This is a genomic window from Rhodoferax sp. GW821-FHT07G04, assembly GCF_059418585.1.
Genome location: NZ_JBWKQD010000002.1, coordinates 1,331,436 through 1,344,639 on the forward strand (window position 1 = coordinate 1,331,436; position 13,204 = coordinate 1,344,639).

The following is a 13,204-nucleotide window of genomic DNA, read 5'->3' on the forward strand; positions in this document are numbered from 1 at the left end:
TGAACGGCACCCGATTAGAACTTCTTGCTGTACTGCACGCCCAGACGCACAGAGCGTGGGTCGGTATAGGACAGGACCATGTTGGCCGTTGGGCTGGTGGTGTACAGCAAACGGTTGTTTTGGCCTTCGTCCACAGCTTGTGCGGTTTGGGCATTGAACACGTTCAACACGTCCAGCTTGAAGACCAAGCCCTTGACGGCGTCAGGCTTGTATTGCAGGTTCAAGTCGAAGCGGATGTCCCATGGCAGGTCACCAGCATCAGCACGACCGCCTTGACCTGGGCACAGGTAGAAGGTCGATCCGTACTGGATCAGGCCAACACCGTCTTTGTCCATGCCGTTGGGGATGCTGCAAGTCTTGCTGGTTGGGCGGCCGGAGGCAGCCAACATGTTGGCGCCAAATGCCCATTCGCTGTTCAGTTCGTACAGGCCATAAGCCTTCAACTGGTGCGTACGGTCATTGGGCAGACGGCCCACGCTGTTCAGGTTGTTTTCTGGGAAGTCCCAGGTCGAAGTGAAGCCCACGTCAGCTTGGCCGTTGTCGGACTTGGTTTGGCCTTCGTGGTTACCGTAGTCGCGCGACCAGGTGTACATCAGCTTGCCGTACCAGCCATTCTTCAATGGGTGTTCGAACATCAGGTCGATCGCGGTGTAGTCGCGTTGCAGGTCATCGGGGAAACCGAGTTCTGCAGCGCTCAACGTCACGTTCGTACGCTGTGTGGGGCTGATAGCCACATTGAAGGTGTTTTGCATGCCGGGGTTGAACAGAGCACCGGCCCACACGCCTTCGAAGTAGCTGGTGTCAGCCACGCCCATTTGCTTCAGCTTCTTGACGATGGCACGGCTATCGGAGTAGTCGTCGATCGTGCTCTTCAGCTTGCGGTATGTCAGGCGGGCGCCCATGTTGTAGTCGCTGCCCAAAGCCTTTTCAAAGCCGACGCTGAACTCGTCTTGCGAGTGCGACTTGATGTCCACTGCAGCCAAGTCACGAACGTCTTTTTCTTGACCCAATTCGTTGTTGGCAGACAGTGCGGGGCTGATTTGACGCAGACCCAGAGGTGCGCCAGTCACAGGGTCCACACCGGTGTAGGTGTAGGCTGTGTCGGTGTTAACCGATGGACCGGCAAAACGCACGGCCAAGTTGGCTGGCAATGGCAGGTTGTAGCGACCAGCGGTACCGAACACCTTGAAGGAAGCATCACCCAACACGTCCCAGGTAGCAGCAAAACGTGGAGCGATTTGTTGCTTCTGCTCAACGAAGGTTTCACCAGCGGTGTTCTTGTTGGCGTAGGCTTCGTTACGCAGACCGAATGTCAACAAGACATCCTTGGTCATTTGGTAACGGTCTTCGATGTACATAGCGGACTGTTCTACGGTGGGGATAGCACCCACGGTTTGAACGTTCTTGGTCACGTAGCAACCACCAACGCCAGGCTGACCCGCAACGGTACAGGTAGCACCCAGACCGCCACCTTGTTGTGGGGACATGGTGTAGCCGTTGGGCACGGACACGCCCAAGTCAGCAGCACGCACGTAGTTCCAGGTGTTGCCACCAGCGCTGGTGGTGCCGTTCACGCCGCGGATGTTGACCGAGTCAACACCACCGCGCAGGGTGTGGGAATCAGTTGCCTTGTATTCCAAGTCAACACGCAGGGCCTTGTTGGTGCTTTGTGCGTCAGGACGCAACACGGCAGCGGCAAAACCTTGTGGGTTGCTGGGGATGTAGTTGATGCCGTCAGCACGGGAATCCAGAGGAGCCGTAATGGGCGCCACGGTAGGCTGGTATCCGAACGGATCTTGCTTGTACGGTGTGTAGCTCTGACCGATAACGATCTGGCCGGTGAAGTTGTCGGTGAAATAGCCGGTGTACTTCAAGATATCAATGGAAGCGCCCTGGGCAGCTTGCAGAGCCGCGCCGGTTGCACCCAGTCCCAAAATACCGCTGGCGTAGTTGACAAACTTGGCGCCACCGTTTTGCACGCTACCGCGTTGCAGTGTGGTGTAGTTGAAGCTGTAGTAACGGTCTTCCACTTCCGACTTGTCGTCGATGCGGGTGTATTCGAGGTGGTGGTCAGGTGTGATGTTCCAGTCCAACTTCAACAACGAACGGGGAACAGTCGAGTACTGCTCCAACCAGCCAACGGTGCCGTTGGTGGTCGCGGTGCGTGCCAGACGAGCCGTTTGACGCTCGACATTGGTCTTTTCAGCCGCGAAGTACATGAACAACTTGTCTTCGACCAGCGGACCACCAACGAAACCGTTGATGCCGTATTCGTCGCGAACATCGCCTTCTTTGTAGTTCTGGACCAGGCCATCGGTACCCACCGTGTTGGCGGAGCCAGTCACGGGGTAAACAATGTTCTTGGCCTTGGCGCGCAGGGAGTTAGGAGCCCATGTGGCGCCGACACCGGCTTCCCACTGGTTGGAACCGCTCTTGGTTGTGATGTTGATCACGCCACCAGTGGAACGGCCGAATTCAGCACCGTAACCGCCAGTAATGATCTGCGCTTGGGAGATCGAACCGAAGGGCAGGGAGGAGTAGCCGACTTGGTACAAGCCATTGGTAACAGGGTAGCCGTTGATAAACGCGGCATTTTCCGAAGGACCAGCGCCGCCGAAGCTGGCAGCGTTGTTGCCGTAACGGTAGTCGCCACGTGTCGTAGCGGGTGCCATTTGGACAATATTGGACACGGCAGGAGCCATGGGCAATGCAGCCAGTTCCTTGGCTGTGAACACGTTGCCGGCGTTGGCAGTTGTCACGTCAAGCTTCTTGGCCTGACCGGTCACAACCACTGCGTCCAAGGTTGCAAAGGAAACTTCGCTACCTTGACCGATCAAAACTTCGACATTCTTCGAGCTGACGACAGCTCCACCTTTTTGCAAGGTGACTTTGTAGTTACCGGTGGGCAACGACAGGGCTTGGAAACGACCATTGGAATCAGGGGCGACCGTACGCTTAACGCCAGTTTCGCTTTCGATCAGGACTGTTTCACCTGCTTTGGCCTGGCCAAAAATGTTACCTGTGGCATTGGACTGTGCCATTGCTCCGGTAGACACAGTTGCTGCAATTGCCAGCAGTACTGCATGTGCGAACACAGTTCGCTTGAATGTTGTATTTCGACCCATAAAGGCATCTCCAAAAAGTTTCGGGAGTCTCATTCCTCCCTGTCAATGGTTTGACGGCCCGCATACCCCGGTATTGGCAACTCGGTAAAGCTCCCTCCCCGAAATGGTGCAGACCCACTTACAGTTTCATCAGTTAGCTGCACTGACGGAAACAATTCAGCAAGAATCGAACCCGCAAGCAAAATAACTTCCGTGCGCCATGTTAAAAAGCCTGTCAGCGTTTTGTAAATAAGGGTCTTCAGTAAAAGTAACCATACTGTTACATCGGCACAACGGATATAAATAAATACTGTTTCAGCCCGATTACAGCTTCGTTAAAGCACCCCGATTTAGAGTGAAAACTCTGTAAAAGTTGGCGCCAATTGGCCTGCAAAAAAGGTGCATCGCATCTGCTGCACCGTGCTTAAACCGGCGCGGATGCGAAATCAAGTCTGGCGTGCACCAACAACGGCCCAACCACAGGGCCGTTTTGCACCGTTCAGAGCAAGACTCAGTCCAAGATGCAGGCGCTGTGGGCCTGTGGTGCGACCGAACGCAAAGGTGGAATAGCTTGCGCGCATTGCGCGATCGCCTTGGGACAGCGTGTACGAAACACACAGCCCGATGGTTGGTTGATCGGCGATGGCAAGTCCCCTTGCAACAGCTGCAATGTCTTGCCGCGCTCTATCCGCGGGTCCGGTATGGGAATGGCAGCCAACAGGGCTTGCGTATAGGGATGGTGCGGCGTGTCGTACAGCGCGTGTTTGCCCGCCACCTCCATCGCGCGACCCAGGTACATCACCATGACCCGCTGGCTGATGTGTTTCACGACCGCCAAGTCGTGCGCAATGAAGATCAGCGCCAAGCCCATCTCCGCCTGCAATTCCTTGAGCAGGTTGATGATCTGGGCCTGGATGGACACATCCAATGCAGACACCGGCTCGTCGCAAATCACAACCTGGGGCTTCAAGATCAATGCGCGGGCAATGCCGATTCGCTGGCACTGCCCACCTGAAAATTCATGGGGGTAGCGGTTGATCTGCTGAGCAGTCAAGCCAACCCGCAGCATCATGGCCAAGACCATTTCATTGTGCTGCTCGGTGCTCAATTCAGGGCGGTGTGTGCGCAACGGCTCACCGATGATCTGGGCCACCGTCATACGGGGGTCCAGCGACGCCAGCGGATCCTGGAAAATCATCTGCACGGCTTTGCGCTTGGCCTGCCATGCCGCCTGGCTGGCGCCTCGCATTTCATCGCCATGCCACATGACGCTGCCATCGGTGATAGGCACCAGGTTGAGCAAGGCGCGGGCCAATGTGGATTTGCCACAGCCCGACTCACCCACGATGCCCAGCGTCTCACCGGCATGCAACTCAAACGACACGCCGTCCACCGCCTTGAGAACACGGCTGGGCGCCCAGGGCCAGGGACTGTCACCCCGAATCGGAAAATGGACGCGCAAATTCTTGACGGACAACAAGGCCTTGCCCGTGTTGGGAGTAGCGGCGGCGCTCATGCTGGGACTCCTTGTTCCGCTTTCAAGCGCTGCAAATTCTGCGATACATCTTCCACGGGGAGATGGCAGGCTCGCAGCACCTGAGCATCGTGTGAAGCCTGGGTCAGCACGGGACGCACGGTACCGCACTGGGGCAGCGCCATCACGCAACGCTCGGTGAAAGGACAACCCGCAGGTAATTTCGCCATATTGGGCGGCGACCCGGGAATGGCCAGCATCGGCGCGTCTCCGCCCTCCAGGTGCGGCACAGCTGCCAGCAAACCGCCGGTGTAGGGATGCGAGGGTTTGTAAAAAATAGCCTCGGCATTGGCTTGCTCCATGACCTGGCCACCGTACAAGACCATGACCTTGTCGCACAAGCCGGCAACAACGCCCAGGTCGTGGGTGATCATGATGATGGCGGTGCCGAAATCGCGTTGCAGCTCGCGCATCAAAATCAGGATCTGCGCTTGCACGGTCACGTCCAACGCGGTTGTGGGTTCGTCAGCGATCAAGACATCGGGTTCGCACAACAACGACATCGCAATCATCACCCGCTGGCGCATGCCACCCGAGAACTCATGCGGATACATGCCGATGCGCCTTGCGGCCTCCGGCATCTTGACCGCGTCGAGTGCCTGGATGGCTTTGACGCGCGCGTCCTTGCGGCTCATGCCCTTGTGGAACTCCAGCACTTCGGTCATCTGCCGTTCAACCGTCAGATAGGGGTTGAGTGATGTCATCGGGTCCTGGAAGATCATCGCGACACGGTTGCCGCGCACACGATTCAGGTCTGCCGTTGGCATGCTGATCAGATCCTGGCCCTGGTACAGCACCTGCCCCGTCGCACGGCCATTGATGGCCAGCAGGCCCATCATCGCCAGCATGGATTGGCTCTTGCCCGAGCCACTCTCGCCCACAATGCCCAGGGTCTCGCCGCGGTTCAGCGTGAAGTTGATGCCATTGACGGCGCTGACCACGCCGTCGGGGGTTTGAAACTGCACCCCCAGTTGTTTGACGTCCAATAAATGCATGTTCTGGTCACCGTTCCTTAGGGTCCAGCGCGTCACGCAAACCGTCGCCAATGAAGTTGAAGCAATACAGGGTGATGGACAGCAAACCCGCGGGGAACAGCAGAATCCACGGCGTTGCCTCCATGGTCTTGGCGCCATCCTGGATCAACACGCCCCAGCTGGTCATAGGCTCTTGAATGCCCAGCCCCAGGAAGGACAGCACCGACTCAGTCAAGATGACGCCAGGCACCGTCACGGTGGTGTAGATCACCACCACGCCCAAGAGATTGGGCACGATGTGGCGGAAGATGATGCGCGGCGTGGTCACGCCAATGGAGCGCGCGGCCTCTACATATTCTTTGGAGCGCAGAGACAGAGTTTGTCCGCGCACCACACGCGCCATGTCCATCCACGAAAACACGGTGATCGTCAGCACCACCAAGTAGAACTCGCGCCCCAAGATGGTCACCAGCAGAATGGCGATCAGCAGGTAGGGGATGGCATACATCATGTCGACAACGCGCATCATGAAGGCGTCGACCTTGCCGCCGACAAAACCCGCCGTCGCACCCCACACGATACCCAACGTCACAGACGAAAAAGTGGCCATCAAGCCCACGGTCAGCGAAATGCGCCCACCGATCAGGCAACGCACCAGCAGATCGCGCCCCGCGTCGTCCGTTCCCCAGAAATGGGAGTTGACCATGCTCGGAGGGAAACTCATGGCCTCCCAGTCGGTGCTGTCGAAAGCATGGGGTAGCAGGCCGGGACCGATGATGCAGGCCAGGCAAATCAGGGTCAGCATGCCCAGGCTGATGAGGGCCGCCTTGTTGCGGAGAAAACGGCGGCGTGCGTCGGACCAGAGGCTGCGGCCACCGCTAAGCGCGGCTCCCGGCTGCGCAGCGGCCTCGGCCACTTTGGCCACCAGGCCAGAAGATTCTTGGGGAGTCAGCATAGGAAACTCAGTAACGAATCTTGGGGTCCAGCCAGGCATAGGCCAAGTCCACCAGCAGATTCAAGGTGACGGTCAACACGGTGATCAAGACCACCAAGCCCAGCACCAGGGTGTAGTCGCGGTTGCCCGCACCATTCACGATCAACTTGCCCAGACCGGGCAAGGAAAACACGGTCTCCGTAACCAGTGCGGCTGTGATCGACGAAATCGCGAGCGGGCCGAGCACCGAGACCACAGGTAATAGCGCGGGCTTCAATGCATGGCGCATCACCACCACGCGGGTGGGCAGGCCTTTGGCGCGCGCCGTGCGGATGAAGTTGCTGTGCATCACCTCGATCAAGCTGCCGCGCATAACGCGACCAATGGTGGACACATTGATGATGGTCAGCAACGCGATGGGCAGAATCATGAAACGAAAATCGAAATCATGCCAGCCACCCGCAGGCAACCACTTCAGAGCGATCGCAAAGATGATGATCATCACCGGGCCCAGCACGAAGCTGGGCACGGCGCTGCCCACGTTGCCCAACAGCATTACAAAGTGGTCCACCACGCTGTTCTGCCGCAACGCGGCAAAAATACCCAGGCTGACACCGATCACCACCGACAGCAACATGGCGATGCCACCGATACCCAGAGACACCGGCAACGCGGCCGCTACCAGGTCATTGACGGACCAGTCCGCATAGCGGAACGAAGCACCCAGATCACCTTGCAGCAGGCCTTTGAAGTACAACAGGTATTGCTGCCACAGCGGCAGGTCCAGGTGGTATTTGGCCTCCAGGTTGGCCAGCACGGCGGCCGACACTTTGCGGTCGCTGTCGAAGGGACCGCCGGGCGTGGCATGCAAAAGCAGATAGCAGACCGTGATCACGACGAACACGGTCGGGATCGCCGCCAGAATGCGGCGCAGGGTGTAAGACCACATCGCGAAAGCCCCTTAGTGCTTGATGATGTAGAAGTCTTTGCTGCGGTAGTGGTCTTGCGGATTCAACTCCGAATAGCCGCCGACATAGGACTTGATCAAACGCGGCAAGGAATACTGCACCATGGGGATGATGGGGTAGCCATCCATGATCTTCTTGGAGGCCTGGGTCAGCAATTCCTTGCGCTTGGCCGCATCGGTCAACTGGTTGCCCTTCTGGATCAGGGCTTCGGCTTCACGGTCGCAATAGAAGTTGGTGTTCTGGTCGGAGTCGCAGCGCACCAGAGCCAGAAAGGTGGTCGCATCGTTGTAGTCAGCCAGCCAGCCATTGCGCGCCAATTGGAACGCGCCATCGTGGCGCTTCTTGGCCAGCACCTTGAATTCCATGGTCTCGGTTTCCATGATGATGCCGAGCTTGGTCTTCCACTCAGAGGCCACGAACACGGCCATCTTCTTGTGGTATTCGCTGGTGTTGTACGAGAAGGTGTACTTGGTGCCGGGCTTCACGCCAGCCTGCTCCAACAGCTTTTTCGCCTCAGCCACTTTCTTGTCCATGGGCCAGTTGGCCCACTCGTAGGGCGTGGGGTCCGCGCCGACCACGCCATTGACGATCAGGCTGTACGCGGGTGGTTGGCCATCGGCCGTGACGCGCTTGGACAAGATTTCGCGGTCGATGACCATGGACAAGGCCTTGCGCACGCGCACATCCTTGAACACCGGGTCCTTGGTCTGGAAATCGTAGTAGCGCACGCCGATGATGGCCTGGTTGCGCAGTTCCTTGGGGTACTGCGCCTTGTACTTATCAAACACGCCTGGGGGCATTTGGTAAACGTAGTCCGTCTCACCGGACTCCCACAGCTTGATGTCCGCAAACTGGTCTTCAATGGGCAGATAAGTCACCTTGGCCAGCTGCACATTGGCAGCGTCCCAATACTGGGGATTTTTTTCCACGACGATACGGTTGTTGACCTGCCAGTCCTTCAGCACAAACGCGCCATTGCCGACCATATTGCCGGGCTTGACCCAGTCCTTGCCAAACTTCTCAACCGTGGCTTTGTGAACGGGGCCCAACTGGGTGTTGGCAACCAGCTCTGCCATGAAAGGCACCGGGTCCTGGGTCTTGAGTTCCAGCGTGTGCTTGTCCAGCGCCTTGACGCCCAGTTCGGTCGTAGGCTTTTTGCCTTGCGCCACTTCCAGGCCATTCAGCAGGAAATTACCGAACGTGGCAGCATAAGGCGATGCTGTCTTGGGGTCCACGAAGCGACGGATGCCGTAGACGAAATCGTCCGCAACAATGGGGTCACCATTGGAAAACTTCGCATTGGTGCGCAGCTTGAAGACCCAGGTCGTGGGATTGGTCTGCTTCCAACTCTCGGCCACGCCGGGGACGGTCTTGCCGGTGGTGTCGGTAGCGGTCAGGCCTTCGAACAGATCACGCAGAATCTGGTTGGCGGGCACAGTTTCTGCCACCGCGGGGTCCATGCTCTCGGGTTCGGAACCATTGCTGCGCACCAGGTTCTGCGTTGCATGCAGTTGGGTGCCGGGTGGGAGGATCGCAGCCAGGCTGGGGCCGGCCAATGCCAAGGTCAGGGCCGCGACGGCCGTCAGTTGGGTGCGCAATTGCATGGTGTTCCTAATCATTTGAAGGCAGGCATGGGTTCGTTGTGCGAACATCCGACCGCCCTCCCGGGTTGCAGATAAGCATTTGAGGAAAGTGCCGAATTGTAGGGGCTCCCCCCAGCACCCCGGTGGGCCGGGGTCATGAGGGTAAACCCTTTATGACTTGGGCACCTTGGTCATGTCGACGTCGATGTACTTCCAGAATGCACGGGATGTGGGATGGCGCAGATAGCCCGAGAACCAGGGGTGCAGCATGTCGGTCATGATGCGGTGCGCACTCACTTTGTAGGGCATATAGGCCACCATCAGCTTGGAAGCCTGTTGCATCACGGCCAGGCGCTCAGGGCCATCGGGCATGACCTGCTGTTGTAAATACAACTTGTTGAAAGCCGGCAAATCAAAGCGCGACAGATTGCCTTCGCCCTTGGCAGGACCATAGGCCAGGCCCAGCGCGCCATCACCATCGGGCACGCTGGCGCTATAGCCCAGCCCCCACATCTGCAGCTTGTTGGCGCGGGCGGCCTTCAGGTTTTCGGGCCACTTGGCAATCTTGAATTTGATCTTGACGCCAATGGCGTCCATGCTCTTGCGCCAGATCTCGGTCAATTCCCGCGACAGCGCATCCGCTTGCGAGGCGTATTCAATGACCAAGGGCTTGCCGTCCGGCATATCGCGCCAGCCGTCACCGTCCTTGTCCACATACCCATACATATCCAGCAAGGCCATGGCCTTGGCCGGGCTGTATTCGCTCATTTCGGTCTTGAATTTCGGGTCGTAGCCGTAGGTCATGGGCTGAATCGTGCTCTGCCCGGCCATGGCCTGGTTGCGGCGCGGCAGCTTGATTTCCTCTTCCGAGTGGAAGGCCAGCGCAATGGCGCGGCGCAGGGCCACCTTATCGGGTGTGTAACCACCGACGATGGGGTCCTCTATATTGAAGTAGTGCACCACCACATCGGGTGACACCGTCCGCGCCATCACAATACCGCGCTTCACGAGGTTGGGCGCCAGCTTGTTATTGGGTATGGCCTGGTAGGCAAAGGTGGGCGCCATGCGCTCATAGAAATCATGCTCGTTGCCCAGGAAGGCGAGCCAGCGGGGCTGCTCCTCGTCAATGATGGACACCTCCACCTTGTCCACCATGGGCAGGCGCTTGCCCTTCATCTGCTTGTAGATGGCTTGCGCGTCGGCGTCATCCGGGGCGGGCTGGGCGTCGTAATAGGATTCGCGGAAGTTCGGATTCTTGACAAAGGTCATGCTCGACGAACGCTTCCAGCGGTCCAGCTTGAAAGGCCCCGTGCCCACCGGGTGCTCCATGGTCTTGTCGGCATACTTTTCGATGACTTCGCGTGCCACCGCGCCCACGATGCTGGAGTCCGCCAGGTTGTATAGGAAACGTGGACGGGTCTCCATCAGTTTGAACTGGATGGTGTAGCGGTCCAAGGCCCGCAGGCCTTCGACCTCCGTGTCGTAATCAAATCCCGTGCTCGATTTTTCGGCCTTGGCGCGCAACTCGTTCATCCCCACCAGCTTCAGCTCTTCAAAGTCGCTGGCCACCGGGCTGATGGTCTTGGGGTCGTATATACGTTTGATGCTGTAGACAAAGTCTTGCGCGGTCACTTCGCGCTTCTTGCAGTTCTTGCCCTCTGCATCACAGAAGGCCGCGTCATCCGCAAAATAGATACCGTGCTTGAGCTTGATGGTGTAGGTCTTGAAGTCGTCGGTGATGACCGGCATGCCATCCGCAATCAAGGGAATGACCTTGACCGGCCGCGCCAGGTAGTCAAACGTGTACAGCGCTTCAAACACGTTTTCGGTGACCGTACGCGAGTACAGATCGGAAATCTTGGCCGGATCGAACCCCGTCTCAGCGACCCGGAACGCATAGCGGAACACCTTTTCGGGCTGGTTCGCCGATTCGGCACCATGGACCTGGGTCAGGGCCAGCGATAACACAGCCGCAGCCCCTAAATACTTAACAACCTTCATTTCTATCCTCAGACAAACACTGATGCGGTGACGCAAAGCGTGAAGCATAATCCGCGCCTTGCGCAAGTTCCATGGGCGTTTCACCCTAGTGAAACGACAAATTTTATGTTTTCATACATCATCCGACGCCTTTTGCAGATGATCCCCACCCTCGTGGGTGTGATTCTTCTGATCTTCTTTTTGTTCAAATGGTTCGGCGACGACCCGGCCACCATCATGGCCGGCCAAAGTGCCACCAAGGCCCAAATTGCATCCATTCGCACCCAATTGGGGCTGGAACGCCCGGTTTGGGAGCAGTTGTGGATCTTCATGCAGCAGATCTTCACCTTCAACTGGGGCAAGAGCTGGGCCACGAACGAAGCCATCTCCGAGATCTTCGCCACACGCCTGCCCGTCACGCTGACCATCATGGTCCCCATCCTGATACTGCAACTGGCACTGGCCATCACCGCCGGCATGGCCGTGGCCTATGTGCGCGGCAGCCTGATCGACCGCACCGTGATGCTGATTTCCACCGTGGCGCTGTCCATCAGCCTCTTGGTCTACATCGTCGTGGGGCAATATGTATTCGCCTTCCTGCTAGGCTGGTTCCCGGTGCAGGGCTGGAGCGACAGCCTGTGGAAGAACCTGACCACCTACGCGCCGCTGCCCGTCTTGCTGGTGGTGCTGGTCAGCCTGGCGCCCGAAACGCGCCTGTACCGCAGCTTCTTCCTCGACGAGATCGGCCACGACTATGTGCGCACGGCCCGCGCCAAGGGCGTGACCGAGAACACCATCTTGTTCAAGCATGTGCTGCGCAACGCGATGATCCCCATCCTGACGAATGTGGCCACGCTCTTACCCGGCATCTTCATCGGCTCCTTCCTGATTGAAGCCTTCTTCTCCATTCCCGGCCTGGGCCGCGAAGTCGTAACCGCCGTGAACCGCAGTGACTACCCCGTCATCCAGGCCGCCACGGTGTACCTGGCAACCCTGACCATGGTCATCAACCTGGTGACCGACGTTCTCTATAAATTTGTTGATCCACGGGTGGTGCTGAAATGAGTCTGGATATTGTGCAAGCGCTACCCCATTCGCCCGGCGTCTGGGCATCGGCCTGGAAGCGCCTCAAGGGCAACCGCGTGGGCATGGTCTCGCTGGTCATCACGCTGCTGTTCATCGGCCTGGTGGTGTTGGCCCAGTTGGGGCTGGTAGCCAAGGACTGGCAAAAGGAAGTGGGCACGGCTTTCGCCCCGCCCCACTTCGTTGGCAAGATTGTGGATGGATCACAAACCGCGGTCGTCGAAGGCGCAGAGGGTGCGGCCGTAGACATCAGCGATATCGACCCGCTGGCGCCTCGCTACAAAGAGTGGGCCGAGCGGGCCTCCAAGTTCAATACCAAGGCGGCTGAAAAGTCCGACACCCTGCCCTTTGGCGGCGACCAACTGGGCCGCGACATTGTCAGCAAGGTCATCAAGGGCGGCCAGGTCTCCATCACGGTGGGGCTGATCTCAGCGCTGTTTGCCACCATCATCGGCACCATCCTGGGCGCCATTGGCGGCTACTTCGGCGGCAAGGCCGGGGACTTTCTGGAATGGCTGTACAACGTGTTCACGTCCATCCCCTACATCCTGCTGATGCTGTCCGTAGCCGCCGTGCTGAAATCCGGCCCCATGGCCAAGGTCATCAGCGGCGGCGTGTGGACCGTCATCATCATCTTGAGCGTGGTGGGCTGGACCGGCATCTACCGCCTGGTGCGCGCCGAATACATCAAGCACCGTTCCCGCGAGTACGTGCGTGCGGCCGAGGCCATTGGCGCCAGCCACATGTCGCGCATGTTTGTGCACATACTGCCCAACATCAGCCACGTGGTGCTGGTGCAATTGAGCCTGCATGTGGTGAGCTTCATCAAGGCCGAGGTGATCTTGTCCTTCCTGGGCCTGGGCGTGCCGCTGGACATGGTGAGCTGGGGCACGATGCTGACCGAGGCGCAATCCGAGCTGGTGCAGGGCAAGTGGTGGCAGCTGATTGCCGCCACAACGATGATGGCCACGTTTGTGACCGCCTTCGCCCTGTTGACCGATGCGCTGCGCGACGCGCTGGACCCCAAACTGCGTTGATCGCTGG

Annotated in this window: 9 protein-coding genes; 2 read left to right on the top strand and 7 right to left on the bottom strand. The window is 58.4% G+C overall.

What is annotated here, in order from left to right; all coding sequences use genetic code 11:
- Positions 1 to 14 precede the first annotated feature (14 nt).
- From AC07OO_RS15385 to AC07OO_RS15415, 7 genes are all read right to left on the bottom strand, one after another.
- Positions 15 to 2,792, bottom strand: a complete 2,778-nt coding sequence (locus AC07OO_RS15385) for a TonB-dependent receptor plug domain-containing protein (RefSeq protein ID WP_495083364.1) — start codon at positions 2,790 to 2,792, stop codon at positions 15 to 17.
- Between the two features lie 823 nt (positions 2,793 to 3,615).
- The gene (locus AC07OO_RS15390; protein WP_495082958.1) at positions 3,616 to 4,620 is read right to left on the bottom strand and encodes an oligopeptide/dipeptide ABC transporter ATP-binding protein; all 1,005 of its coding nucleotides are present in this window, start codon (positions 4,618 to 4,620) and stop codon (positions 3,616 to 3,618) included.
- Positions 4,617 to 5,633 carry an oligopeptide/dipeptide ABC transporter ATP-binding protein gene (locus tag AC07OO_RS15395; RefSeq protein ID WP_495082959.1) on the bottom strand — a complete coding sequence of 339 codons (1,017 nt, stop codon included), beginning with the start codon at positions 5,631 to 5,633 and terminating at the stop codon, positions 4,617 to 4,619. Before AC07OO_RS15395 ends, AC07OO_RS15390 begins: the two co-directional genes overlap by 4 nt.
- Positions 5,634 to 5,640: 7 nt before the next feature.
- A complete protein-coding gene (locus tag AC07OO_RS15400) occupies positions 5,641 to 6,567 on the bottom strand; it encodes an ABC transporter permease subunit (protein WP_495082960.1) in 927 nt (308 codons plus the stop codon).
- A gap of 7 nt (positions 6,568 to 6,574) precedes the next feature.
- Positions 6,575 to 7,495: an oligopeptide ABC transporter permease OppB gene (oppB, locus tag AC07OO_RS15405; protein WP_495082961.1), complete on the bottom strand. Its 921-nt coding sequence runs from the start codon at positions 7,493 to 7,495 to the stop codon at positions 6,575 to 6,577.
- A gap of 12 nt (positions 7,496 to 7,507) precedes the next feature.
- On the bottom strand, positions 7,508 to 9,118 hold the full coding sequence (locus AC07OO_RS15410; protein WP_495082962.1) for a peptide ABC transporter substrate-binding protein: 1,611 nt from the start codon (positions 9,116 to 9,118) through the stop codon (positions 7,508 to 7,510).
- 150 nt (positions 9,119 to 9,268) lie between these two features.
- The gene (locus AC07OO_RS15415) at positions 9,269 to 11,098 is read right to left on the bottom strand and encodes an ABC transporter substrate-binding protein (protein WP_495082963.1); all 1,830 of its coding nucleotides are present in this window, start codon (positions 11,096 to 11,098) and stop codon (positions 9,269 to 9,271) included.
- 105 nt (positions 11,099 to 11,203) lie between these two features.
- Between AC07OO_RS15415 and AC07OO_RS15420 the strand changes: the two genes are divergently transcribed.
- Both AC07OO_RS15420 and AC07OO_RS15425 read left to right on the top strand, forming a co-directional pair.
- On the top strand, positions 11,204 to 12,142 hold the full coding sequence (locus tag AC07OO_RS15420; protein ID WP_495082964.1) for an ABC transporter permease: 939 nt from the start codon (positions 11,204 to 11,206) through the stop codon (positions 12,140 to 12,142).
- Complete coding sequence (locus tag AC07OO_RS15425; protein WP_495082965.1) at positions 12,139 to 13,197, top strand: ABC transporter permease; 1,059 nt, start codon at positions 12,139 to 12,141, stop codon at positions 13,195 to 13,197. The genes AC07OO_RS15420 and AC07OO_RS15425 overlap by 4 nt, the downstream gene beginning before the upstream one ends.
- Positions 13,198 to 13,204: the final 7 nt, after the last annotated feature.